Raw genomic sequence first — 23,342 nt, 5'->3', positions numbered from 1 at the left:
ATTTGAGCGATTCCACTCGGATCGCCGCGACGACCGATCGTCCGGGTTCGGTCCCGAAATTGCGACTCGCGCCGCCCGAGATCGCCTCCACTAAATTCCATTTGCGCGGCGTCACCATCAGCAGGGACGTGTACGTTCGCGCCATCGGTGGAGACCGAATTCTGGAGCTGATTGGAGAACAAGCCCGCCCCCCCATCGCGCACTCGGTACGGACAACGGCACTCCGTGCGCCGATCGGGCTTCTCAACCAGGAACGATGACGCATGGACGAGTTTCAACTGATCGCGACCGTCGCTGCCGGGTTCACCGCGGCCGGGGTGCCAGGGCTCCTGACCCATTGGCTCCGCCTCTCACCGATCCCCGCGTCGTCCGCAGGGGACGTCATCAATCCAGGTACTCCCGCTCGAAGTACGGGCGGGACACCTTGGCCACCTTCGCCGCCGGTGGCAGGGGGCCGCCCTTCACCGGCTCGAACTCGACGTCGATTTTCAGGAGCGGGCACAGGATGTTGACGTACCGGGCCTTCCCCACGGGGGCGAGCCCGCCGTCGATGCGGAAATACACGCACACGTCGGCGTAGGTGCTGCCGACCTTGATCGACTGGGCTTCCTTGAGGCGCTCCTCGAGCCACGCGTTGGTCGTCTCGTATGCCTCCCGATCCTTCCCCTTAAGTTCCCGGAACCCCTGGCCCGTCGGCAGTTGGATCGGCCCCTTCTCGACGGGCTCGGGCTCGGCCACCTCAATTTCCAGTTTCCCCGTGGCGAGTCCGGCAATCGCCGGGTCGATCTTGATCCTCCCGATCGAGGAGTTGCCGAACACCCGCTCGTACTGGACAGTGACCTTCCCGGTCCCGACTTTGAGCGGGTGGTCCCGAGTCGCGGGCGTTCCCCCGCCGCCCGCCGGCCGGAGTTCATACGGCACTCCAGCCGCCCCGTGAATCCGCGTTTCGAGCACGATTTCCTTGCCCGGTTCCAGGGCCACGGCGACCGGAACGTGGACCTGCCCCATGACCTCTGACGTTGCCTGCGGGATCGACTTCCCGTCGGCACCCGTCACGCCGGGCGGGTTCTCGTCCAGGTACTGCCGGATGTACGCGAACTTCACCGTCTCCGCCCCGACGTTCCGGACCCGGACAAAAAGCGTGACCGCCTCGCCGAGGCGGTACGCCCGCTCCCCCTGGACCTCCAGCCCCGCCCGCAGGCCGCCGACTTCCTTGCCCCACGCGGTGAAGGCTTCTTTCTTAAGAGTGATCATGGTGCGCCCGTCCCCCGGAGCCGTCACGAAGGCCGTCGGGCGGACCTTCTCCCCGAAACCGACCCGCAGCTTCGACCCTTCGATCGCGTAAATTCCGGGTGACGTCGTCCCCTTCAGATTGCCGTCCAGTGCGGTGATGTCGATTTCTTTCGGCGTCCTACCGGGGGCCAGTTTGAAGGACATGGTGCCGGTCGAACCCGGTTGACTGGCGGTGATCTGGTTCCCCTTGATTGCCCACTTCATCCCCTCCAACACGTCAGCGGAGACCTTCTCGCCGTCCCCCTCCATCGCCACCACCACCCACCGGCCTTGCAGGTCACCGAAGTCCTGATCCGAAGCGGGAGCCGTCTTGCCTTTCTGTGGCGGAGTCGTTCGCTCCTCAGGGGCCTTGTCGCCCCGAGCCGACGCCCCCCGGTCGCCGAGACCCACCGCCCCGGTCGCCAGAAGACCGAGTACCAGAACGACGGCGCCGGCCGCCTTGAGTTTGCTCACCAGCATGGCGTTCAGCACTCCTTGTGTGAGAGCCGCGACCGCGGCGGAGATCGCAGCGGCCGGCGGCGGCGGTCCGAACGAACCGAGGGCCGCGACCCGAATTGTTGAAGACACCACCGAGGCCGGCAGGCCCGCCGTTCCCGCGAGGGCCGCCGCCACCGAAACGGCCGGGGCGCGCCTCGCGAGCCGTTTCGCGAGCACCTCACGCGCCCGCGACAGCCGGCCCGCCACCGTTCCCTCGGGCCAGCCGAGGGTGGCGGCCGCTTCTCGGCGGGTCCGCCCCTCCAGGTCGCACAGCACGATCACGGTGCGGTACGCACCGGGCAGGCGGCTCAACTCCTCGTCCAGCGCGGCCAACGACTCGGCCATCGGGTTCGGTTCGGGAGCGGGACGGTCGGGCACCTCCCCGGTCCTCTCCCTCCTCCGGACGATGGACCGGCGGGACAGCAGCGCCGCCCGGCGGGCCACCCCGTAGAGCCAGTTGGCCACCTCCCGAGGGGCGGCCGTTCGCGCTTTCTGGGCCAGCACCAGGAACGTGGCCTGGAACGCGTCTTCGGCGTCCGGTTCGGGGAGCACCCGCCGGCACACCCCGTAGACCATCGCCCCGTGGCGGCGCACGAGCAGCGCGAACGCGGCCTCGTCGCGGCGGTCGACGAACCGCCCGAGCAGCTCCGCGTCCGTTTGTTCCTCGCCCGCGATGCCCCGCAGGACCCGAGCCGCGCTCGCCAGCATGTCCGCCCTCCGTACAGATGCTGCCGGACCCCACCGTTTTGATACACGATTCCGGCCGAGCCATGTAACGGGGCGGGCACCCCATCGGGAATCTGGGGTATACGCGCGGAACCGGCGCCGTTAAATAGCCCGTCCCCAATGGAGCAAGCATGACCATCGACGGCGTCTCGCAGTCTACGGGTATCGAGCGGTTGGTTGAGATCACCGCGACCGAGGCCGGCGTCCGGGTCGTCATCCGCGACCGGAAACTGGGCACCGAACTGGCGCAGGTCACCGTCCCCGCCGACGAACTGATGAACGTCCTCGCCGAGCAGCCGAAGGGCGCCCAAACCATCGCGGGCGGCGGACGGGCGCTGGAAGTCGAGGTTCGGCGAAACGAGGTGTGGATCACAATTGGTGGGCCGGACGCGGCCGTCGGGCTCGACGATCTGATGGATGCGATCGCGGGCGCGCTCCCGTCCTGAGGTACCAGTGGCGAGTGCGACCCCGACGCCTGTTTTCTCCGCGCAGGGTGACGCCGTTCGCGGGCACCTGCGGCCGGAATAGTCACTCGTCATGCGCTCTATCGGTCGTTCTTCGGCTCAAAGGGGCACCGGACGTCGCACCCGGGGCGGACCCGTTTCAGCGCCGCGATCCCCTTCGGCGTCACGCTCGGGCACCGCAGGAACAGCACCCATTCGAGTTTCTTCGAGCCGGCCAATGCCTTCAGCCCCTCGTCGGTGATGTCCGCATTGTCGATGGTGAGGAATTGTAACGCCGGCATGGTCGCGATCGCATTGAGGGACTTGTCCGTGAGCCGGGATTGGTAAGGCTTGCCGTTAGATCGTAGTCCGCTCCCGGTCTGGAAGTGCGTGACGCCCACCGACTTGCTCACCGCTTCCGCGCCAGCGTCGGTGACGTTCGGGCCGAACAGGTCCACCTGTTCCAGTTTCGGCAGATCCTTCAGCAGCTTGAATCCCGTGCCAGTGGCCGCGGGGTCCCGCAGGTACACGCCGTACAGTTCGGACCAGCGGGCGAGCTGCTCGAACGCGGCGTCGGACACGCGGCACGTGCTCAGGCGGACGGCACGAACGCCCATCTTGCCCTTCGCCGCCGTGACGAACTCACCGTCGGTCACGTCCGTCTTCTTGTCGCCTTCCAGTTCAAACTGGGTGTCATCGGCAGCCAGGGGGCGGGCCAGCAAAAGGACCAGCACGATGATCGGGTGGAATCGGTATGCCATCCGAATGCACCGAGGCTACCCGTCGCCCGCGAGCTTGAAAAGGCGGGTCGCTACGGAGCTGGGGAACCGTGTGATTGTGCTTGAACCGGATGCAGGATGGCCGAATAATTGAACGACATTCCCACCGAGGTGCCGCATGCTCCGCGCCGCGTCCCTGCTCGCCCTGCTCGCGTTGACTTCCCCGGGCCGGGCCGACGACAAAAAGGTTACGGTCCGGTTCCTCGGTGGGGAGAAAAAGACCCCGATCGAAGGGCTGAAGGTCTCGATCCGCACCCACACAGGCGACTGGAGCGAGGACAAAAGGAGGAAGCGGTTGACGGAAGGCACCACGGACAAGAAAGGGGGTGCCGGCTTCACGCTCGCACCCGGGCGGTACTACGTCGATATCGAATCGGAGAAGGAGCTACCGTACCTGTACCTCCCCGTCGGCTACAAGGGGTACCCGAAGCACTACGACCGGGTGATCAAGGTCGGGGACGACGTGGCGTTCGACTTCAACCTGGCCGACGCGTGCAAGCTCACCCTCCGCGCCGTGGATGCCGACACCGGCAAGGGCATTCCCGGCGTGAGGTTCGTGACCGAGAACGATCTGGGCGAACAGTGGGGCATCGCCATCCTCGGGGACAACCTCGGTGCGAAGCAGGACGAGAAGGCCGAAAAGGAAGTGGCGGACAAGGACGGGTACTTCGTCCGGTACGTGGGGCCGCGCGAGGGGTACACGTACTTCGGGTGGCAGCCGAAGGGGTACGAGATCGTTGGCGACTTCGAGGTCGCGGTGAAGAGCCCGATCGGAACCACCAAGGCGGAACACGCCTTCAAGTACAAAAAGAAATAGCGCGGGAGCGGGATGAACACGGACCGGCCCAGCCCGGCCCTGCTCTTTCCCTTGCGGGGCAGAATTTAGGAGCGACCGGTTCTGCGAGGTAAAATACCCGCATGACGATCCGCTCGCTCGCCGCCCTGATCCGAATTGCCTACCCGCTCGGGATGGTCGTCGGGTTCGCGCTCATCTGGCCCGCCCTGTGGCTGTCCTACAGTGCCTTCAAGCTCCCCAAGCCGGGTGACGAATCGGCAGTGAACGTCATCTCCGCCGTTGCCTTTATCGCCTGGTTCTTCTTCTCGGTCTACGCCTGCGGCCGGCTGTTCGTCCGCCTCCTCCAGTACCGCGTGCTCGCGCGGTGCCCCAGTTGCGGGGCGGATGCCGTGGGACTGGTGTTCCTGAACCGCCAGGGCGGGGAGTTCCGCTGCCGGGCGTGCCCGTACATCGAACCCGGTGGGCGCGAGAAGACCCCTCCCCTGGCCCCGAAGCCTCGAAGGAGAAAGTGATGCCGCCGACCGGAGAACTCGCCCGGATCGACGACGAACTCCGCCGGGCCTACGACGGCGGCGCCTGGCACGGACCGCCGCTGCGCGAGGTGTTGAACGGGGTCCCAGCCGAGACGGCCGCTGGGAAGCACCCGCAACTGACCCGCACCGCGTGGGCGCGGGTGAATCACCCGGCCGCGGATACCGACGTGGTCGCGCGACGGATCACCGAGTGGCGGGCCATCGGCGCGCCCGGAGCCGGGGACAGCCTGCCGGCGACGGAGACCGCGGAGGAGGCGTGGACCGCCGCGCTGGAGAACCTGGACCGCCAGCACCGCACGCTACTGGCGGTGCTGGCCGGGCTCGACGTCGCGCAGCTTGATGAGATCGTGCCCGGGAAGACGTACCCGGTTGCTGTCATGCTCCACGGGATCGCGCAGCACTACACCTACCACGCTGGGCAAATTGCGCCGCTGAAGAAGTTGGTGGGATGACCGTCAATTCCGCCGCGCGGGGCGGCTTACCTCCGCCGGCACCAGCTCCATGTCGTCCGGGCCGAGTTCCCGCCCGTCGTGCGAGTGGAACACCAACGGCTTGACGGGCTTTCGGTCCTTCTTGTCCACCAGGGCATAGGGGTTGTCGCCCCGCACCCCTCGCCCCACTGCCGGATCGCCATCAGCACGAGCTGAGCAACCGTAACGCCCGGAGCGGGACCGGGGTCCGCAGCCGATGCGGGCGAGCGGGTTCGATAGGTGGACGCCCTGGGCCGGCAGCGGCCCGACCTGTCCGGGCCGTTGGATCACTTCGTGCAGGTGAGCCGGAGCTACGAGCCGGGCTTGTTCCACAGCTACGATGTGGCCGACCTGCCGCGGACCAACAACGACCTGGAGCATCCGTTCGGGAGCCACCGGCACCACGAGCGCCGGTGCACCGGGCGGGCGGAAGGTGGCGTCGCCGGGGCTCGCTCGTTGCTTGGGTCGCGCCCCGGAATCGCGTTGAACAGAGGGCCGGACCGCCACGCGGCTTCGAGCGAGATACCACGCAAGTTTGGCCGGCGCCCCTGACCGACCGAGTATTTGTGCCCACACCCGTCGAGCCGATCCCGCACGCGCTGGGCCACCAACTTCGCCTGCTTCGGGTCCGGCACCCGGCGCGCCGCTTCCCGCCCTTCGATGCCAGCCCCAGCGCGACCTCGGCCTCGTGCTCGACCCGTGATACCAGATCGCATTTGGGGCGCCACGTTTCGAGACTAACGGCCCGGTGGAACCCGACCGCCCCGCGTGTGACGGTTGCCGCCTCGCGGTCCACTGACCGGATAGAAACTTAGCCCGCGATTCTCTGTTACCCAGAATCCGCAGGCCGCCAATCGGAGCCCGTGTTGACCGCATCAACGCGGCGCTGAATCGCGCCCAGTTCTCCAGGGCGGTGGAGCCTTCCCAGGTTCGCGCGGCCGATTCGCCCTCATTTCCCGCACATTCGCTCCAAATCGCAATCGGTCTCAAGGTCCACATCGGATCGTGCCGATTGTTTCGTTTAGCAGGACGACGTGCGTTGTCCGGGTTGGGGGCGGTGTATCGGGGGATACCCGCGGACCACGATTCGGAGTGCCGGAATCTGGGGGAGTGCTCGGCCGCCGGCCGCCTCGTCCCGCCACGGCTGGCAGAGCAGGAGCGTGCCATGCGAAAGGGATTGTTGGGATCGATCGCGGCTTTGGCCGCGGGGGCCGGGGCCGCTTGGGGACAGTCCCCAATTGAGCCCGGAGCACCACCCACCGGGGTTCCCGGTGTGGGTGCGCCCGCCCCGTTGGGCGGCCCGTCACCGTTCGGCCCGCCACCCGGCGCGGCCCCCGGTGGCGGACCGTTCGCACCGGGGCCGGTCATTATGCCGCCGGGTAACTACGGCCCGGCGGACGACCCGTTGGGGCTCGGCCCGGTCGGTGGGTTCGGCCCGCCACCGAGCCCGATGTACCCGATGCCGGGGCCATACGGGGCGCAGTCTTACCAGCCGGCCCCGAACGGGGGCGGGGGCGGACTCGGGAGCGCGCCGCAGTGGTGGGTCGACGGTGAGTACCTGTTGTGGTTCACCAAGGGCCAGCCGGTCCGCTACCCGCTGCTGACCTCCAGCGCGCCGGCGGACATGGGCGTCCTCGGTGCGGCGAGCACCGTCGCTCTCGTGGACCGGGGGACGCTCGGCTACAACGCGATGAGCGGTATGCGGCTGTCGGCCGGGTTCTTCGGCGACGCGGACCGCCGGTTCGGGTTCAATTTGACCGGGTTCTTCACCGAGCGCCGGTCGAACATCCAGGACTTCGGCGGGCTGGGGAACTTCTCGGGCGTCCCGGTACTGGCCCGTCCGTTCGTGGACGCGAACCAGGCCACGAGCACGATCGTGCTCTCGAGTGCGGACTTCGGTCCGGCGAGCGTGCAGGTCGGTACCAGCACCTCGACGTTCAGCATCGAACCGTCGGCGGTCTGGAATCTGTACCGGTCCGCGCCCGGTGCGCGGAAGGCCTGGTCGCTCGACTTCCTGGCCGGGTACCGGTTCTTCCAGCTCAAGGAAGACCTGTGGGTCGACAGCCTCACGGCCCTGAACAGCGGGCTGATCCTCCCGATCTTCCAGACGGGGCCGTTCGGGGTCGTCACCCGCGTCGGGACGCAGACCGTCCCGAACCAGGCCAGCTTCGGCGGGGTCATCATCCAGACGCCGGCGTTCGTCAACGTCCGCGACTCGTTCCGGGCCACCAACAACTTTAACGGTGCGTCCTTCGGGCTCCGCACCGAAGCCCGCTGCGGCATCGTGAGTGCGAGTGCGAGTGCGAAGGTCTCGATCGGCAACCTGCACCAGCGATTGGATATCTTCGGTGGCAGCTCGTTCGTCGACTTCACCGGGGTGTCGGGCTCGCAGATCAACAACACGGTCGCCCGCGGCACCGGCGGCGGGGCCGGCGGGGCCTACGGCGGGGTGCTGGCGAACGCGAGCAACATCGGCACCTACACCGACGACCGGTTCACCTACATGCCGGAGTTCGGTGGGACCATCGGCATCGCCTTCACTAAGGGGCTGACCGGGTACGTCGGGGTGAACTTCCTGTACCTCCCGGACGTGCTCCGCCCGGGCAACCAGGTGAACCCGGTTGTCAGTAGTGCCGCGATCCCGTTCGGGTCGAACTACGGGACGGCCGGTGCGGTTCGCTCGCCGGGCGTCACGCTCGACCAGTCCGATTACTGGCTGGGCGGCGTCACCTTCGGCCTCCAAGTCCGGTACTGATCTCCTGCTTCCGGCCGAACGCACGCTCCCGCCCGCGGTGACGAACCGCGGGCGGTACCGTTTTTCGGTCGCGCGGTAGGGCGTCCTCCGAAACGCGGAGTGCGGAACGCGGAGCGCGGAATAGAACATACGGAAAGGCTGCGGCGCGCCGGCTCCTGTTCGTTTTCGTTCCGCGCGCCGTACTCCGCACTCCGCGTTTCGGACGACTCCGCATTATGAACAACGTGTTGAAGTTGGGGCTCCCGGCCGGGTCGCTGCAAGAGGCGACCGCCGATCTGTTCCGCAAGGCCGGGTACAAGATCACCTTCCCGTCTCGCAGCTATTACCCCGTGATCGACGACCCGGAACTGCACTGCACGCTCATCCGCGCGCAGGAAATGGGCCGCTACGTCGCCGACGGGTCGCTCGACTGCGGGCTGACCGGGCACGACTGGATCGTGGAGAGCGACGCCCACGTGGAGGAGCTCAGTGAGCTCGTCTTCAGCAAGGTGAGCCGCCGGCCGGTGCGGTGGGTGCTCGCGGTGCCGAACGATTCGCCGATCCAGGGGCCGAAGGACTTGCAGGGCAAGCGCATTGCCACCGAGGTCGTGAACATTACGAAGAAGTGGCTCGCGTCGCACGGTGTGACCGCGCAGGTCGAGTTCAGTTGGGGCGCGACCGAGGTGAAGCCGCCCAAGTTCGCCGACGCGATCGTGGAAGTGACCGAGACCGGGAGCTCGCTCCGGGCGAACAACCTGCGCATCGTGTGCGACCTCCTGAGCAGCACGACGCGGTTCGTCGCCAACCCGGGCGCGGCCGCGGACCCGTGGAAGCGCCAGAAGATGGACGACCTCATTCTCATGCTCAAGGGCGCGATGGCCGCCGAGGGCAAGGTGGGGCTGATGATGAACGTGCGCCGCTCCGACTTGGCGCGCGTGCTCGCGCAACTCCCGGCGCTGAAGAACCCGACGATCGCACCGCTGGCCGACCAGGACTTCGTCGCGGTGAACACGATCATCGACGAGGACACGGTTCGGCACATCATCCCGCAACTGAAGGGCGCCGGCGCCAGCGGCATCGTCGAGTACCCGCTCACCAAGATCATCGACTGAGCCCCGTTGGGCCTCCGGCGGGGAATCGATGGTAACGAGTGCCCGTAAATTTTGACGGGCGTGATTGTTGGGCCGCAGGCCCTCGTACCTTTGACCCGAGGGACCGGTGCCACGCAAACCGCCGACCGGAGGGCGGCTGATTTTTGAAACGCGCGCTGGCATTCTGCGCTCAGATGCGAGTGGGCGGTGGCACCGCCCGCGGTGACGGTTCGGGCCGCGGTGAGTGCGGCGCCCTTGACTCGGGGCGCTGATTGGTGTGCGAAGTCCTAGACACGATTCAGACCCGCGACGATACCCCGACGGCTCTCAAAAGGTTCCGTGAGCGATTCGCGCGGGCACTCGACTGCGCGCGACGCATATCAGTACGCAGTTACCACCGGCGAAGAGCGCATCTTGTGCATACCGACGGCGCGCAAAGTATGGCGATGCTCGCCAGCGCGCGGGTCGAGGTGATGTTCCGGATATTGGCCGGTTGGGAATTTGACACTCCCGAGCACGCTGGCACGCGGAGTTTGTCGAACCAGTGGTCGAACTGACCGCAGTCGTCGATACACCCGAATGACACGACTGGCAGGCGGAATATTGAGCGTTTCCAAAACCTGCGGGCACCCTCAAAAGCCGCTATTGACTCTCGTCATACGCTGGATAATATTACTTCACATTAAGAGTAACGGGCTGTAGCTCAGCTTGGCTAGAGCGCTTGGTTCGGGACCAAGAGGTCGTAGGTTCAAATCCTATCAGCCCGACTCGATGACCCTCGGTGACAGTAGATGTCACCGAGGGTTTTTCGTTGACACAGTCAGCACTTACGTCGATTGCTCTCGCTTCATTCTGAAGATCGTCATTCGGCCGTTCGTTGCCAGGAGTGGCCCCAGAATGCCTCCCCAAGAATGCAGTTGGTGCAACCGAATTGGATGCTGAGACGGAATCGTCACTCGTTCTGGCTTCCATGCTCGCACCCGTGGTGGTTCTGGTGCCACCAGTCAGGGGTAGGGTCGGAAGTTTTTCCACGGCCCCGCGGACATCGAGCAGGCGGGTATCTGCATACACTCCCATCGTCAGCTTAATGTCGCTGTGTCGCATCGCCGCTTGTGCCGTTCGTGGCGCGGTGCCCGTTTTGCTCAACAGCGTGCCGAAGGTGGTTCGCATCGCGTGAACGTCCACCGTCCGCCCGCGGTCGTCGCGCTTCGGGATGCCGGCGGCGACCAGATCGCGATCCAGGATGCGAACTAAGGCATGCGATTCGTTACCGTTGCGAGTGCGCCTCTCGCTGTCACAACGAACGGGATGGCCGACTCGCGCATCTATCGCCACACCGGACCGACGTCGGACACGTTCCCCGGTCACGGCGTCTTCACCCGTTCCCACCTAAACCTCGCGTGGCCTCTTTGCCCGATCAACCAACCTCGCCGGCCGAGTCGTTTCCCGTGGTCGGGGTCGGGGCGTCCGCCGGTGGGCTCGAAGCGTTTACACGTTTCCTCCGGTACTTGCCCGCACAGCCCGGTCTCGCGATCTTCCTCGTTCAGCACCTCGACCCGTCGCGCGAGAGCCTGCTCACCGGGATCCTGTCCCGGGAGACCACTCTGTCGGTGCGTGAAGCGACCAACGGCATGTCGGTCGCGGTGGACTGCGTCTACGTGATCCCGCCCGACACCCGGATGGGCGTCGAGGGAGCGGTGATCCGCTTGCACCCGCGTGGGGACCGCTCGTCGCCCCACCAACCGATCGACTTCCTGTTCCGCTCGCTCGCCGCCGCGTTCGGCCAACGAGCGGTCGCCGTGATCCTGTCCGGCGGGGGCACCGACGGGACGCTGGGGCTGGGCGACGTCCGCGAGGCCGGTGGCGTCGTGTTCGCACAGGACCCGGGCTCGGCCGGGCAAGCGGGCATGCCCACCAGTGCGACCAGCGCCGGCGTGGACGCCGTTCTGCCGCCCGAGGAGATCGCCCGCGCCCTGATCCGGTTGGTCGAAGAACCGGACCTGTACCGGCGGCCCGTCGCCGACGCCCTGGAGCCGCTGCCCGGCGACTCGCTCGCGCCGCTGTTCACCTTGCTGCGCGCCCGCACCGGGATCGATTTCGAGCCGTACAAGCAGAACACGATCCGCCGCCGGGTGGCGCGGCGCATGGCCCTGCGGGCGTTCGCGACCGTCGGCGACCTGACGGAAGCGGTTCGCGACGACCCCTCGGAACTTGCCGCCCTGTCCCGCGACCTGCTCATCGGCGTCACCCGGTTCTTCCGCGACCCGGACGTGTTCGATCGGCTCCAGCGCACCACCCTTACGCACCTCCTTCGGGACCGGCCCGCGGACGGTCCGGTGCGCGTGTGGGTTCCCGGGTGCTCCACCGGCGAGGAGGCGTACTCGCTCGCCATCGCCCTGATCGAGGCCCTCGGCGACGCGGCCGACGTGCCGGTGAAGATCATGGCTACCGATGCCAACGACGGCGCTCTGGTCCGGGCGCGGGCCGGGATCTACCCGGAGAACATTGAAGCCGACGTGTCCCCGGAGCGGCTCCGCAAGTTCTTCCGCCCCGTACCCGGCGGGTACCGGGTGAGCCCGGCGGTCCGTGACCTGTGCGTGTTCGCCCGCCACGACTTGACCGCCGACCCGCCGTTCGCGCGCATGGACCTGATCTCGTGCCGGAACGTGTTGATTTATTTCGACGCGACGCTCCAGCGCCGCGTGGTCCCCCAGTTTCATTACGCGCTGCGCCCCGGCGGGTACCTGCTGCTCGGTCCGTCGGAGGCGATCGGCCCGTTCGCCGACCTGTTCGTGCCCGTGGGCCGCGACGACCGGATCTACACCCGCACACTGGCCCCGACCCGGCTCCCGTCCGGGCTCGCCACCGGTATGGGCACCTGGAGCCGGCCGGCGGGCTCGCCCGCGGTGCCGCTGCAGGAGGGCGGCCTCGCGGACGTCCAGCGCGAGACGGACCGGTTGCTCGCCCGGTACGCGCCGCCCGCGGTACTCGTCGACGACAACCTGAACATCTTGCAGTTCCGCGGGAACACCGACCCGTACCTGCACCACCCGGCCGGGACCGCCGGACTCGACCTCTTGCGGATGGTCCGCGAGGGGCTGCTCCCGGACCTGCGCAGCGGTGTCGCTCAGGCGCGGGCGGAGGCCGCGGGCGTCCGCCGCACGGGCGTTCGCGTCGGCGAGGGGGACGAAGCCCGGAGAGTGGCGCTTCAGATCAGCCCGGTCTCGGGCGGCCCCGGCCTGCAGTGCTTCTTGGTCGTGTTCGAGGACGAAGAGGGGCGCCCGCCCGCGCCCCCCCCCGTCGTCCCGACCGGCGACGCCGAGCTCACCGAGCGGGTGGTGCAACTCCGGCGCGAGCTGAACGTGAGCCGCGAGCACCAGCAGGCGGTGGCCGAGCAGTACGAGGTGGCCAACGAGGAACTCAAGTCGGCCAACGAGGAGATCCTGGCGAGCAACGAGGAGCTCCAGAGCACCAACGAAGAGTTGCAGACGACCAAAGAGGAGATGCAATCGGCGAACGAGGAGCTGGAGACGGTTAACGAGGAGCTGCAGCATCGCAATCGGGAACTCGGGCGCGCCAACGATGACCTGAACAGCCTGCTCGTCGGGGTCAACGTGCCGGTCGTGGTGGTGGGTCGGGACCTCCGCATCCGCCGGATCACGGTTCAGGCACAGGCCGCCTTCGGGCTCCTCGCGGCGGACGTCGGGCGGTCGCTCCGCGAGGTCGGGTTCGGAATCGACGTGCCGGACCTGATCGCGGCCGTGGGGCGGGCCATCGACAACTTAGAAGCGACCGCGTTCGAGGCCCGGGACCGGAACGGGCGCTGGTACGCGATGCGGGTCCGCCCCTACGAGACGGGCGACAACCGGATCGACGGGGCGGTGGTCACGGCCCTCGACATCGACGCCGCGAGGCGGGCCGAGGCCGCGCGCCGCGAACTGGAGGCGCAGGTCCATCAGGTCCAGAAGCTTGAGAGCCTCGGCCTCATGGCCGCCGGGATCGCCCACGACCTGAACAACCTGCTGACCCCGGTGCTCGGATACACGCAAGTGATGCTCGCCGAGCTCCCGAAGGACGCGTCCCTGCACCCGATGCTGTCCGAGGTCGCTCAGTCGGCCCGACTCGCCGCCGACATCGTGCAGCAGCTCCACTCGTACTCGGGCAAGACCCGGCGCGAGGTGCGGACGGCAAACCTGAGCGAGCTGGTCCAGGGGCCGAAGGGTCTGCTGGAGCGGGCGGCGGGGCGTGCGGAGCTGCGGTTCGATCTGGCCGACGCGCCACTACCCGTCGAGGTCGACGCCGCTCAAATCGCGCAGGTCGTCCTGAATCTGGTCACCAATGCGGGCGAGGCCGTTGCTGCCGAGGGGGGCATCGTGACCGTGCGAACGGACGCGATTCATGCGGGCCGGGCCGACCTGACGTCGCCCTATTTAGAGGGGACCGTACTACCCGAGGGGCGGTACGCGGTGCTGGAAGTGACGGACAACGGGAGCGGGATGGGCGAGGATACCTTGAGGCAGTTGTTCGACCCGTTCTACACGACCAAGTTCACCGGGCGCGGGCTGGGGCTCGCTGTGGTGCTGGGGATCGTGCGGGGTCACGACGGAACGATCCGGGTCCGCAGCGAGCCGGACCGGGGCGCGACCTTCCGGATTTTATTGCCCCTGTCGAACCGCCCGATTCCCGAGCCGGTGGGTCCCGATACGCTCCTCGCTCCGGACGGCTGGAAGGGGTCGGGAACGGTGCTGGTCGTGGACGACGAGAGGCCCGTGCGCGGGCTCATTCAGCTGGTTCTCAAGAAGGCCGGCTTCACCGTTCTGGAGGCCGGGGACGGTGAAGAAGGGCTAAAAATGTTCCGCAGCAAAGCGGACTCGATCCGATTAGTGCTAGCGGACATGACGATGCCCCGCATGGGCGGGCAAAAGTTCGTGGCGGCGCTCCTGGAGGAGCGGCCCGCCGTTCCGATCCTGGTGATGAGCGGGTACAGCGTCGAACAGGCCGCCGGTCAGTTTAAGAGTCGTTTGGTCAGCGGATTCGTTCAGAAGCCGTTCGCTCCGGAGGTACTGCTGGGGGCCATTCGGAGCGCCCTCGCTGTGCGGCCGGCCGGATCGTGAGCCGCACTCGAATCGCACCACACAGTGGAACCGCACTCCGCACCCGGACGGGGTTCAACGAGTCGAACGCGCGGAGCACCGTACAAGCTGCCGAGCGCGATTTGTTACGAAATGGGTGTTTCGCGGCAGCTGCGTGACGGTATCATCGCAACAGTTCCGCGACCGATCTCGCGCATCGTCGCGGGGTTCCGATCTTACGGCGCACTCACGTCTCGCGCCACAAGGCTCAACGATGCCCGCCGACACGCGAGACCAGCGCATCTTCGAGACCATCGCCGACAACGTCCCTCAAATGATCTGGGTGGCCGACCTCGGCGGCGCGGCCGAGTACCACAGCCGTCAGATCTGCGAGTACACCGGGCAGCCCAGCGAAGCGACCTGCGGGGATCAGTGGATCGAGTTCATTCACCCCGACGACCGCGCCCGACAGGTGACCCTGTGGCAGCAAGCGGTCCGCACCCGCGACCCGTTCGAAGCCGAGTGCCGCATCCGCCGCCGCGACGGGCAGTACCGCTGGCAACTCGCGCGGGCCGTCGTCCGAACCGATTCCGACGGCGTCCTCCGCTGGTACGGGACGCTCACCGACATCGAGGAGCAGAAGCGAACCGCGGCGGAACTGCGGCTCCGGGACCGCGCCATCCGGGCCGTCGGACAGGGCGTCGTGATCGTCGACGCGTGCGAGCCCGACCAACCGATCGTGTTCGCCAGCCCGGGGTTCGAGCGGATGACCGGGTACGGGGCCGACGAGGTCGTCGGCCGCAACTGCCGGTTCCTCCAAGGGGCCGAAACCGACCCGGCGATGGCGGCCCGGCTCCGCACCGCCGTCACCGACGGGCAGCCGTGTGCCGTCGAACTGTTGAACTACAAGAAGGACGGCACCCCGTTCTGGAACGAGCTGTCGATCTCCCCGATCCGGGACGAGGCCGGCCGCGTGACCCACTTCGTCGGCGTGCAGTCCGACGTGAGCGGGCGGCGGCTCCTCGAGGAGCAGTTCCGCCAGTCCCAGAAGATGGAGGCCGTGGGCCTTCTGGCCGCGGGCGTGGCGCACGATTTTAACAACCTGTTGACCGTGATCGGCGGCTACAGCAAGCTGTTCCTGAGTGACGCCCCTGCCGACGACCCGTGGCGCGAGTCCATCGCCGAGATCTATTCCGCCGGGCGCCGGGCGGCGGACCTGACCCGGCAGCTCCTCGCCTTCAGCCGCCGGGACGCACTCGAGACGCGCGTGCTGGACCCGAACGCAGTGGTTCAGGGGGCCGAAAAGCTCCTCCGCCGGTTGATCGGCGAAGACATCGAACTGGTCGCCGAATTGTCCGAGGGTGTGGGCCATGTACTGAGCGACCCGGCGCTCGTTGAGCAGGCACTGGTGAATCTGGCGGTGAACGCCCGGGACGCCATGCCCCGCGGCGGCCGATTGACGATCGGGACGAGGGACGAAGGCGTGGACGGCGAGCGCCCGGATGCAACGCCCGGACCGTACGTCGCGTTGCGTGTGAGTGACACCGGGCACGGAATGGACGCGGCGACCCGGACCCGGATCTTCGAGCCGTTCTTCACCACCAAGGGGCCGGGCAAAGGGACCGGGCTGGGGCTGGCGATGGTGTACGGGTTCGTGCGCCAGTCGGGCGGTTTCGTGGAAGTCGAAAGCGCGCCCGGCCGGGGTGCCACGTTCACGATCTTCCTCCCCCGGGTTCCGGCACCGGTGAGCCCCGAAGAACTGTCCCACGCGCCCGAGCCGCGGGGCACGGGGACGGTCCTGGTTGTCGAGGACGAGGCGTCCGTTCGCGGGTTCACCGCGCAGATCCTGCGCGGGTTCGGGTACGCGGTCCTCGAAGCGGCACACGGCCCGGAAGCGGTTCGGGTCGCGGAGGCCCACACGGGCCAGATCACGTTGGTGCTCGCGGACGTGGTGCTCCCCGGCGGCATGGGCGGGCGCAAGGTGGCCGAAGCGGTGCGCGCGGCCCACCCCGAAGCCCGGGTGCTGTACGTGAGCGGTTACACCGACGACGCGGTGGTCCGCAACGGGCTGTCGATCGACCGGGTGAACTTCCTGCCCAAGCCGTTTACACCGACCTCGCTGGCACAAAAGGTCCGGGAGGTACTCGACGGCTGACGCCCGATCGGGCACGAGCGGCACCACTCCCGGGAGGCGGCTCAATTACTTGCCCTTCTTCAACGGCTCGCCCTCGACGAACACCATCAGCACGGCCGTACTTTTTGCCGCCCTTCGGCAGGGTGGGCTGTAGCGTCATGGCCGGGATGGACTCCTCGGCCGACAGAACCCACCACCCCTTGTCGTGCAGTGTCGTCGTCGCCACCCCGCGGTCGTCGGTCCTGAACTTTGCGGTGACGAACTCCTCGGCCGGAACCTCCGCCGGGGCTCCGCGTTGTACGCTTCCAGTTCCGCCAAGTGCGACCGCTCCGGCTTCGGGAGCGGCAGCCGGGCTTGGAGCACCGACTTCTCGCGCAGTCCGTAGGGGCGGGTCATCGGGGCAAGCCCGAACGGGGACGCCTGATGCGACGTCGCCCACCCGAGGCCCTGCTCGACGTGCAGGTTCACCCGGACCGCGTCCTCGAAGAACTTGTTCCGCTCCTCCACCCACACGGGCGCGGCCGCGAACACGAGGGTGTAGTCGCCCACCAGCTTCGGCTCGAACGTGCACCGGTACGCGGTCACCCCCCAGGGCTAACGCATCTAAATTGCCTTGAAAATCGCCTATTTCTGTAGGTCTTGATGAGGATCACCTGCGTTTTCTAAGTTTGGGCAGTCCTCGGGAGTGAAAATCATCGTAACTCCCGGGATTTAGATGCGTTAGCCCTGGGCTCAACCCAGAACCGGGCGTGAACCGATACCGTCGGTCGCCATCTCGAGCGGCGGACCGATGCCCGAACTCGCGATTCCGCGCGCACGAACGACAGAACCGAGCACCGCGGCATGATCGCCTACTTCCTCTGCACGCCGCTCGCCCTCGCGACCGGCGTTCTTCTCTTCTACTCGGCCGAGGTGCCCTGCTGGGTACGGGAACGGGCGGCTCGTCCCACTCGCCATCGCGCTCGCGGCTTCTCTGTTCGGCAGCCTGTACCTCATGTTCGGCATCGACGCGCCGTGGGGCTGTTGGGCGACCGTGGCGGCAGTCAGCACCGTCGTGGTGCCGATCCTCCTGCCGGTGGCCGGGATGCTCTTCTCGGTCGTGTACGCCGAACTGACGGGTGAGCCCGTGCGGTGGAACTGAGCGCTTGGCGAGCGCGAAATGCCCCCGCGAGGTGTCATCTCAACTCCTGCTTGCACGATCGTCAATCTTCCGGCATTCTCAGCGCATGACTGACCGCACTGATATCCGCTCGCTTCACGCCAGTAAAGAAGCCGTGAATCTACTGCCTTCCGTGGCACTGCACCGGCTGTCGGAGATCATGGGACCGGCTTTGCTTGTCCCCAGCGAGTTGCAGGGCGGCGAACTCGTACCGATTTACCCTCTTCGCGATGACGAGGCGCTTACCCGATTCCTCCACAACTGGGAGATGAGTCGGAAAGAAGCGATACGTCAACTGGAAGGCGCTTCCGTGTGACCCGTACCGAGATTTTCACCGACGGAAGTTACAACGACCACACCGATAGTGGCGGGTGGGAGGCGGTAGTGTTCCGCCACACCTCCGGCCAGCAGACGGGTACGACGAATCAGGAGATGGAGCCGCGCGCCATCGTCGAGTCAGTGAAGATGGCCGAGGGGCCGACCACCGTCGTCAGCGACCATGAAGGCATCGTCGGTATCATTCAACGCGGGATGACTCCCCGTTGGTCACCGGACGTGTGGGGTGGGCTTTACGCGGCGACAGAAGGCAAGGACGTGGATTTCGTTTGGCAACGCCGCGACCAGAGCTTCGGACAGCGGCTCGCACACCAGTTCGCGAGACGCGGCGAAGGGCCGGGGACCTTAAACCCGTTTCTCCTCGCCCAGACCGGGACCGCTCGTCGACTTCCGGTGCGATGTACCGGGCCGAGGCTGCGCCGACGACAACCGCCAGCAACCCGGCGGGCACACTGCCCAACACGTAGGCCACGGCGTTGAGCCGACCGCCGCGCTCCCACAGCGACAGTGCCTCGAACGAATACGCCGAGAAGGTGGTGTAGCCGCCGATGGCGCCGGTGATTAGGAGCAGCTTCGCGTTCGGGTGCGGTAGCCAGCGGGCCAGCATGACGGTCAGGAACCCGATGGCGAACGCCCCGGTCACGTTGATCGTGAACGTCGCCCAAGGGAATTCCGCGTTCATCCACCGGTTCATCCAGTAGCGAGCATTCACCCCCGATCACGCCCCCGGCCGAGAGAGCCCGCACTTTCCACCAGTGTTCCGTGGTCGCGCCTTGTAAAACGAGAAGACCCCGGAGGATATCCGGGGTCTGGCGCGCGGCCCTACCCGGGGGTGGCCCCCGAGTGGGAGTTATCAGCCGGTGTGCGGCGGTTACGTGGCGAACTCCATCGCCGTTGCTCCTGTCATGTTACGGTTGAGCAATACGGGGATCAACCACATCCGTCGAGCTACGCATTGAACCCGCCGTCGATGGTCAGGCTGGCCCCGGTTACGAACCCGGCCTCCGGCCCGGCGAGGTACGCGACCATCGCCGCGATCTCGTCGACGTGTCCGTACCGCGGCAGTGCCATCAGGGCCTTCAGCGACGTGGCGAAGTCCCCGTTGGCGGGGTTCATGTCCGTGTCCACCGGCCCCGGCTGCACGTTGTTGACCGTGATGCCCCGCGGCCCGAGGTCGCGCGACAACCCTTGCACCAGTCCCTGCAGCGCCGACTTGCTCATGGCGTACACCGCGCCGCCCGCGAACGGCATCCGCTCGGCGTTGCAACTCCCGATGTTGATGACCCGTCCGCCTTCCTTCATGTGCTTCACGGCCGCCTGCGTGGCGACGAACACCGCCCGCACGTTGACCGCAAACGTCCGGTCGAAGTCCTTGAGCGAGAACGAGTCGATCGGGGCCATCAGCGCGACCCCGGCGTTGTTCACCAGGATGTCGAGCCCACCGAACTCCTCCGCCGCACGCTCGACCGCCCTCACGACCGCGTCGGCATCCGCCGCGTCGGCCTGGATCGCAACCGCGCGCACGCCGAGAGCCCTGGCGGCTTGCGCCACCTTCTCCACCTCGTCCGGCTTGCTGACGAATGTGAGCGCCACGTCCGCGCCCTCCTTCGCGAGGCGCTTAACGATGGCGGCCCCGATGCCCCGGCTGCCGCCGGTGACCAGTGCGCGTTTACCCTTGAGCGGCTGACCCATTCGAGTGCTCCTGATTGGGCGATTCACGAGCGGGAGTTATACGACCCGCAGCACGGCTTTCCCGTGCCGGGGCTTGTATTCGTAAGCCGCCCGTGCTTCCGCGAGCGGGAACGTGCCGTCGACTTCCGGCCGGAGCACATCGGAGTCGATCAGCCGTGCGACTTCGACGAGCTGCGCGCGGTTCGCCTCGACGATGAAGAACGCCTGCTTGGTGCGCTCGTCCGTAGCGACTTCACCGGACGCGGCGATGGTGACGAGCTTGCCGCCGGGCTTGAGCGCGCCCCACGACCGGGCCAGCGTCTCTCCGCCGACGGTGTCGAACACCGCATCCGCGTGGCGGAGTACGTCCTCAAATTTCGACGCGCGGTAGTCGATGCCCTCGTCCGCACCGAGGGCGCGCACGCGCTCCAGATTGTGAGCGGACGCGGTCGCGATCACATGAGCGCCGCGCCATTTGGCGAACTGAACGGCGAACGCGCCGACCGCCCCCGAGCCGCCGTGGATCAGTACCCGTTGACCTTTAGTTACTTCACACCGCTCGATCAGCCCCTGCCACGCGGTCAGCGCCGAGATCGGCGTAACTGCGGCCGCGTCGTGGTTGAGAGTGAGAGGCTTCGGAGCGATTTACTCCGCCGGCGCGACACAATACTCAGCCTGTGTGCCCTCGGCGAACCAGTCGCTCATTCCGTACACGAGGTCGCCCACGGCGAAATCTTTCACGCCGGTACCGAGGGCTGCTACCTCACCAGAAAATTCGTGGCCGGGGATGACGGGAAACTGGCGGGGCGTGCCCTCGCGCGTCGTCCAAGTCGGCACCCATGTGAGTTCGGTCGGGGTCACGCCGGAAGCGCGGACGCGGACGAGCACTTCGCCCGCACGCGGACTCGGCTCCGGTGCGTCACCGAGCGCGAGCGACTCGGGACCGCCGCGGGTCTGCAACGTGATTGCTTTCATGGACCGTTCTTGCGAGGAGCAGGGATTTCTCGGCGCTGTAAGTTGCGAGCGACGCATCAGGCTAGTTTCGTTTCCGACGGCCCTGTGGCCGCGTTCCGGCAACACTCTTTGAATGCCTTCCCGCTCCCGCAGGGGCACGGGCTGTTCGGCCGCGCCCGTTGCCGGGTCGTCGGCAGGTGGCGGGTCAGGGCCGCCGGGTCTTGATGGAACAGCTTGCGGAGCAAATCGTAGGCGGCGGGGGCTTTCGCCTGGAGCACCTCCGGCGAGCCGAAAAAATACTCAGAGAGGACCGCGAAGAACTCGTGTTCGTTCGTGTAGGCGTAGTCGCTGATTCCGGCGCGCTGGTTCGAAGGATGGGACAGCTCGCGGGCGACGTACCCGACCCACTGCCGCACGACCTCGGGCGGAACCTCCGGCGGGAGGCCGCCGTCAACCTCCTCTTGCTCGACGAGGTGGGCGAACTCGTGAACCCCGACGTTCTCCGGACCGGGGGCGTCCGAGAAACCCGCGAGGAGCGAGGGCTTCGACAGGATCACGACCCCGCGCAGGTGCCCCAGCCCCGTGAGCCCGAGGATGTTCGCACCGGCCGGTTGGTCGCTCCGGTAATCGCGGTCGAACGCCCCCGGGTAGACGAGAACCTCGCCCAGCCGGTGGTACTCCCAGTCCTCGAACCCGAACACCGGGATGATGGCACCCGCGGCTACCAGCACGCGGATCTCGTCGTCCACCACGGTCCGCACCCCGGTCACGCGGATTTCGTCCAGGAACACGCTCACCATCTCGCGGAACCGCTGCTTCGTCGCGTCATCGAGCGCGCAATAGAACCGCACTCGGCGTTCCAGAACGGCGCGCCAGGCCGGGGGGAACGGCCGCCCGGCGACCGTCATCCGCCGCAGGCACCGGCGGCGAAGCAACCGGAACCCGACCGGGGCGAGCGCCAGCACGACCAGCAGCGGCGGACAGAACCATCCCATCGTCCCGCCCACAATGGCAATGACGGCACTTACCGTCAGCGCGTGGCGGCGGTTGTGACGGTCGATCTCGGGTGTCACCAGCACAGGAAAATGCCCCCATAAACTCGTCGCCTGAAAATGCCCGTCATCTGGCGCCTCGATCGTCCGATTCTACGCACCGGTCACGAGAGCCGGTCTTCCTTTAGGGCCTCAAGTAACGCACGGAACTCCTCGGCGCACTCCGGGCACGTGTCAAGGTGCTCGGCGGCCTTCTGTAGCGGTTCTGGCACGGGCTGGCTGGCAGCGACCAATTCGGCGTAGCTCGGTGCGTACCCGAGCCAGTCGTCGCAGCCGATCTCGTTCGGCCGCGTCAGCAACACGAACTTGGCCAACTCACGCAGTTCATCAGGGGACAGGCTCATGTGATTCCCTCTGAAGTTCGACTCTTGAGACTACAGGTCGAACGCTTCCCTTACCTCGTCCCCGTCGATTCCCGCGGCTTCGAGCCCGCGCTTCAGGCTCTGCCGGGCGTCGTAAGTCAGCTTGTACAGCGCGTTCCGCGTCAGCCCCATCTGGGCGGCGATCTCCGCCTGCGGCATCCCCTTGAACTCGGCCACCAACGCTTGCCGCTGTCGGTCCGTCAGTTCGGTTTCGATCACCCGGTGCATCACCGCGAGAACCGCCTGCCGCGCTTCTTGCGATGGAGCCTCGGGTCGGGCCGCCGGTTGTCGTGCGGGGGCATCCTCCACCAGTCGGTCGAGGGAAACGTCCTTCCATTTCGCACGGCGGAGCTCGGTGAACGCCACACGAACAGCAATGGTTTCGGCCCATGTGGTGAACCGGCTGTCACCGCGGAACGTCGCCAGGCCGTCGAGCACCCTCAGAACCCCTTCCTGTGTCACGTCCTCAATGAACCCGTCGTCTGCGGCCGCCCGACCGGCGAGTGCGCGGAGCAGTCCGCGACGAAGGGTCTCCCGCAGTTCGGCCACGGCCTGTTTTTCAGCCGTGCCGAGTGTCCGGAGCCAGTCTTCGTTGGTCCGCTCGGTCACGAGCACTCCGAAAAAAGTTCTCGACGCCGGGGTAAGATCGCGCGCGGGCGCGGCGTCTGACGTGGCGAAGCGGGGTGACGAGGGTCGCCGCCCCGCCAGAAACAGGAGAATACCATGACCGCTATCACCCGTCTCGACAACGTCCTGACCGTTCTTGGTACCCGCGCCGAAGTCGTGGGGAGCCACGCCCTTCGCTACGGGCTGGTCCTGATCCTCGTGTGGATCGGCGGGATGAAGTTTACCGCCTACGAGGCCGAAGGCATCCGCCCGTTCGTCGAGAATAGCCCGTTCTTCGCCTGGACGTACCCTGTGTTCGGCGTCCGGGGCATGTCGGCGGTCCTCGGTGTGACCGAGATCCTCGTCGGGCTACTCATCGCTGCTCGTCCCTGGTTCCCCCGCGTGTCGGCCGTCGGCAGCCTTCTCGCGGTCGGGATGTTCCTGGGCACCCTCAGTTTCCTCGCGACCACTCCCGGCACGTGGGTTAGCGACCTTGGCGGCTTCCCAGCCATCAGCGTGCTCGGTCAGTTCCTCATCAAAGACGCCGCCCTGCTCGCGACCGCAGTCTGGACGTTTGGGGAGGCGGCTCGCCGTTAACCGATCGGAAGTCACGTCGAATCCTGATGCTTCTTGCCGAACGCTTTCCGTGCAGCT

Annotated in this window: 22 protein-coding genes, 1 tRNA gene, 2 pseudogenes and 1 riboswitch; of the genes and pseudogenes, 14 read left to right on the top strand and 11 right to left on the bottom strand. The window is 67.0% G+C overall.

Translation table 11 applies throughout. The features are described 5' to 3' along the window. Positions 1 to 384: 384 nt before the first annotated feature. Positions 385 to 2,478 carry a sigma-70 family RNA polymerase sigma factor gene (locus J8F10_RS32225; protein ID WP_210660840.1) on the bottom strand — a complete coding sequence of 698 codons (2,094 nt, stop codon included), beginning with the start codon at positions 2,476 to 2,478 and terminating at the stop codon, positions 385 to 387. 149 nt (positions 2,479 to 2,627) lie between these two features. Here J8F10_RS32225 and J8F10_RS32220 point away from each other — a divergent pair, with 149 nt between their 5' ends. Beyond that, complete coding sequence (locus J8F10_RS32220) at positions 2,628 to 2,942, top strand: hypothetical protein (protein ID WP_210660838.1); 315 nt, start codon at positions 2,628 to 2,630, stop codon at positions 2,940 to 2,942. 98 nt (positions 2,943 to 3,040) lie between these two features. Here J8F10_RS32220 and J8F10_RS32215 read toward each other — a convergent pair whose 3' ends face one another. Continuing rightward, positions 3,041 to 3,700, bottom strand: coding sequence for a hypothetical protein (locus tag J8F10_RS32215; protein WP_210660836.1), 660 nt, complete (start codon positions 3,698 to 3,700; stop codon positions 3,041 to 3,043). A gap of 136 nt (positions 3,701 to 3,836) precedes the next feature. Between J8F10_RS32215 and J8F10_RS32210 the strand changes: the two genes are divergently transcribed. From J8F10_RS32210 to J8F10_RS32200, 3 genes are all read left to right on the top strand, one after another. Further along, the gene (locus J8F10_RS32210; RefSeq protein WP_210660834.1) at positions 3,837 to 4,535 is read left to right on the top strand and encodes a hypothetical protein; all 699 of its coding nucleotides are present in this window, start codon (positions 3,837 to 3,839) and stop codon (positions 4,533 to 4,535) included. A gap of 101 nt (positions 4,536 to 4,636) precedes the next feature. Beyond that, the gene (locus J8F10_RS32205; RefSeq protein WP_210660831.1) at positions 4,637 to 5,026 is read left to right on the top strand and encodes a hypothetical protein; all 390 of its coding nucleotides are present in this window, start codon (positions 4,637 to 4,639) and stop codon (positions 5,024 to 5,026) included. Beyond that, complete coding sequence (locus J8F10_RS32200) at positions 5,026 to 5,499, top strand: DinB family protein (protein WP_210660829.1); 474 nt, start codon at positions 5,026 to 5,028, stop codon at positions 5,497 to 5,499. Before J8F10_RS32205 ends, J8F10_RS32200 begins: the two co-directional genes overlap by 1 nt. A 3-nt stretch (positions 5,500 to 5,502) precedes the next feature. Here J8F10_RS32200 and J8F10_RS41005 read toward each other — a convergent pair whose 3' ends face one another. Further along, the gene (locus J8F10_RS41005) at positions 5,503 to 5,655 is read right to left on the bottom strand and encodes a hypothetical protein (RefSeq protein ID WP_390891122.1); all 153 of its coding nucleotides are present in this window, start codon (positions 5,653 to 5,655) and stop codon (positions 5,503 to 5,505) included. Positions 5,656 to 5,787: 132 nt separating this feature from the next. On the opposite strand from J8F10_RS41005, the pseudogene J8F10_RS41000 reads away from it, so the two are divergent. From J8F10_RS41000 to J8F10_RS32170, 6 genes and pseudogenes are all read left to right on the top strand, one after another. Then, positions 5,788 to 5,943: pseudogene (locus J8F10_RS41000) on the top strand (ISNCY family transposase); the annotation flags it as partial. 739 nt (positions 5,944 to 6,682) lie between these two features. Beyond that, positions 6,683 to 8,272, top strand: coding sequence for a BBP7 family outer membrane beta-barrel protein (locus J8F10_RS32190; RefSeq protein WP_210660827.1), 1,590 nt, complete (start codon positions 6,683 to 6,685; stop codon positions 8,270 to 8,272). 215 nt (positions 8,273 to 8,487) lie between these two features. Then, complete coding sequence (hisG, locus tag J8F10_RS32185) at positions 8,488 to 9,363, top strand: ATP phosphoribosyltransferase (protein WP_210660825.1); 876 nt, start codon at positions 8,488 to 8,490, stop codon at positions 9,361 to 9,363. Between the two features lie 671 nt (positions 9,364 to 10,034). Further along, positions 10,035 to 10,109 (top strand) — tRNA-Pro (locus J8F10_RS32180). A 642-nt stretch (positions 10,110 to 10,751) separates the two neighbouring features. After that, a complete protein-coding gene (locus tag J8F10_RS32175) occupies positions 10,752 to 14,456 on the top strand; it encodes a chemotaxis protein CheB (protein WP_210660823.1) in 3,705 nt (1,234 codons plus the stop codon). Positions 14,457 to 14,688: 232 nt separating this feature from the next. Next, positions 14,689 to 16,569: a hybrid sensor histidine kinase/response regulator gene (locus tag J8F10_RS32170; RefSeq protein WP_210660821.1), complete on the top strand. Its 1,881-nt coding sequence runs from the start codon at positions 14,689 to 14,691 to the stop codon at positions 16,567 to 16,569. 135 nt (positions 16,570 to 16,704) lie between these two features. Here the strand turns inward: J8F10_RS32170 and J8F10_RS32165 are convergent, their stop codons facing one another. Beyond that, positions 16,705 to 17,133: a hypothetical protein gene (locus J8F10_RS32165; protein ID WP_210660819.1), complete on the bottom strand. Its 429-nt coding sequence runs from the start codon at positions 17,131 to 17,133 to the stop codon at positions 16,705 to 16,707. Positions 17,134 to 17,542: 409 nt separating this feature from the next. On the opposite strand from J8F10_RS32165, the gene J8F10_RS32160 reads away from it, so the two are divergent. The 3 genes and pseudogenes from J8F10_RS32160 to J8F10_RS40995 form a co-directional block, all read left to right on the top strand. Further along, on the top strand, positions 17,543 to 17,689 hold the full coding sequence (locus J8F10_RS32160; RefSeq protein WP_210660817.1) for a hypothetical protein: 147 nt from the start codon (positions 17,543 to 17,545) through the stop codon (positions 17,687 to 17,689). 85 nt (positions 17,690 to 17,774) lie between these two features. Next, positions 17,775 to 18,023 carry a hypothetical protein gene (locus J8F10_RS32155; protein ID WP_210660814.1) on the top strand — a complete coding sequence of 83 codons (249 nt, stop codon included), beginning with the start codon at positions 17,775 to 17,777 and terminating at the stop codon, positions 18,021 to 18,023. Next, positions 18,020 to 18,208: pseudogene (locus J8F10_RS40995) on the top strand (RNase H family protein); the annotation flags it as partial. The gene J8F10_RS32155 and the pseudogene J8F10_RS40995, both read left to right, overlap by 4 nt. Before the next feature lie 16 nt (positions 18,209 to 18,224). Here J8F10_RS40995 and J8F10_RS39450 read toward each other — a convergent pair. From J8F10_RS39450 to J8F10_RS32120, 7 genes are all read right to left on the bottom strand, one after another. Continuing rightward, on the bottom strand, positions 18,225 to 18,725 hold the full coding sequence (locus J8F10_RS39450; protein WP_246523690.1) for a fluoride efflux transporter FluC: 501 nt from the start codon (positions 18,723 to 18,725) through the stop codon (positions 18,225 to 18,227). Between the two features lie 155 nt (positions 18,726 to 18,880). Continuing rightward, a riboswitch (Fluoride riboswitch) is annotated at positions 18,881 to 18,945 on the bottom strand. A 46-nt stretch (positions 18,946 to 18,991) separates the two neighbouring features. Continuing rightward, complete coding sequence (locus J8F10_RS32145) at positions 18,992 to 19,735, bottom strand: SDR family oxidoreductase (protein ID WP_210660813.1); 744 nt, start codon at positions 19,733 to 19,735, stop codon at positions 18,992 to 18,994. Positions 19,736 to 19,771: 36 nt separating this feature from the next. Continuing rightward, positions 19,772 to 20,239, bottom strand: a complete 468-nt coding sequence (locus tag J8F10_RS32140) for a zinc-binding dehydrogenase (protein WP_315854244.1) — start codon at positions 20,237 to 20,239, stop codon at positions 19,772 to 19,774. 120 nt (positions 20,240 to 20,359) lie between these two features. Beyond that, positions 20,360 to 20,689 (bottom strand): alcohol dehydrogenase catalytic domain-containing protein, encoded by a 330-nt coding sequence (locus tag J8F10_RS32135; RefSeq protein WP_210660809.1) that lies wholly within the window; start codon positions 20,687 to 20,689, stop codon positions 20,360 to 20,362. Between the two features lie 56 nt (positions 20,690 to 20,745). Further along, positions 20,746 to 21,747 carry a M90 family metallopeptidase gene (locus J8F10_RS32130; RefSeq protein ID WP_210660806.1) on the bottom strand — a complete coding sequence of 334 codons (1,002 nt, stop codon included), beginning with the start codon at positions 21,745 to 21,747 and terminating at the stop codon, positions 20,746 to 20,748. Positions 21,748 to 21,824: 77 nt separating this feature from the next. Further along, positions 21,825 to 22,064 (bottom strand): hypothetical protein, encoded by a 240-nt coding sequence (locus tag J8F10_RS32125; protein ID WP_210660804.1) that lies wholly within the window; start codon positions 22,062 to 22,064, stop codon positions 21,825 to 21,827. Between the two features lie 30 nt (positions 22,065 to 22,094). Further along, the gene (locus J8F10_RS32120) at positions 22,095 to 22,691 is read right to left on the bottom strand and encodes an RNA polymerase sigma factor (RefSeq protein ID WP_210660802.1); all 597 of its coding nucleotides are present in this window, start codon (positions 22,689 to 22,691) and stop codon (positions 22,095 to 22,097) included. Positions 22,692 to 22,805: 114 nt separating this feature from the next. Here J8F10_RS32120 and J8F10_RS32115 point away from each other — a divergent pair, with 114 nt between their 5' ends. Beyond that, on the top strand, positions 22,806 to 23,285 hold the full coding sequence (locus tag J8F10_RS32115; RefSeq protein ID WP_210660800.1) for a YkgB family protein: 480 nt from the start codon (positions 22,806 to 22,808) through the stop codon (positions 23,283 to 23,285). Positions 23,286 to 23,342 lie beyond the last annotated feature (57 nt).

The sequence above is a fragment of the Gemmata palustris genome, assembly GCF_017939745.1.
GTDB lineage: Bacteria > Planctomycetota > Planctomycetia > Gemmatales > Gemmataceae > Gemmata > Gemmata palustris.
This window is presented reverse-complemented; position numbering and strand designations above follow the sequence as displayed.

Bases quoted from the DNA above. Each gene is read 5' to 3' on its own strand.
- J8F10_RS32225 (WP_210660840.1), bottom strand. From the start codon at position 2,478: ATGCTGGCGAGCGCGGCTCGGGTCCTGCGGGGCATCGCGGGCGAGGAA.
- J8F10_RS32220 (WP_210660838.1), top strand. From the start codon at position 2,628: ATGACCATCGACGGCGTCTCGCAGTCTACGGGTATCGAGCGGTTGGTT.
- J8F10_RS32215 (WP_210660836.1), bottom strand. From the start codon at position 3,700: ATGGCATACCGATTCCACCCGATCATCGTGCTGGTCCTTTTGCTGGCC.
- J8F10_RS32210 (WP_210660834.1), top strand. From the start codon at position 3,837: ATGCTCCGCGCCGCGTCCCTGCTCGCCCTGCTCGCGTTGACTTCCCCG.
- J8F10_RS32205 (WP_210660831.1), top strand. From the start codon at position 4,637: ATGACGATCCGCTCGCTCGCCGCCCTGATCCGAATTGCCTACCCGCTC.
- J8F10_RS32200 (WP_210660829.1), top strand. From the start codon at position 5,026: ATGCCGCCGACCGGAGAACTCGCCCGGATCGACGACGAACTCCGCCGG.
- J8F10_RS32190 (WP_210660827.1), top strand. From the start codon at position 6,683: ATGCGAAAGGGATTGTTGGGATCGATCGCGGCTTTGGCCGCGGGGGCC.
- hisG (WP_210660825.1), top strand. From the start codon at position 8,488: ATGAACAACGTGTTGAAGTTGGGGCTCCCGGCCGGGTCGCTGCAAGAG.
- J8F10_RS32170 (WP_210660821.1), top strand. From the start codon at position 14,689: ATGCCCGCCGACACGCGAGACCAGCGCATCTTCGAGACCATCGCCGAC.
- J8F10_RS32160 (WP_210660817.1), top strand. From the start codon at position 17,543: ATGTTCGGCATCGACGCGCCGTGGGGCTGTTGGGCGACCGTGGCGGCA.
- J8F10_RS32155 (WP_210660814.1), top strand. From the start codon at position 17,775: ATGACTGACCGCACTGATATCCGCTCGCTTCACGCCAGTAAAGAAGCC.
- J8F10_RS39450 (WP_246523690.1), bottom strand. From the start codon at position 18,725: ATGAACGCGGAATTCCCTTGGGCGACGTTCACGATCAACGTGACCGGG.
- J8F10_RS32145 (WP_210660813.1), bottom strand. From the start codon at position 19,735: ATGGGTCAGCCGCTCAAGGGTAAACGCGCACTGGTCACCGGCGGCAGC.
- J8F10_RS32135 (WP_210660809.1), bottom strand. From the start codon at position 20,689: ATGAAAGCAATCACGTTGCAGACCCGCGGCGGTCCCGAGTCGCTCGCG.
- J8F10_RS32125 (WP_210660804.1), bottom strand. From the start codon at position 22,064: ATGAGCCTGTCCCCTGATGAACTGCGTGAGTTGGCCAAGTTCGTGTTG.
- J8F10_RS32115 (WP_210660800.1), top strand. From the start codon at position 22,806: ATGACCGCTATCACCCGTCTCGACAACGTCCTGACCGTTCTTGGTACC.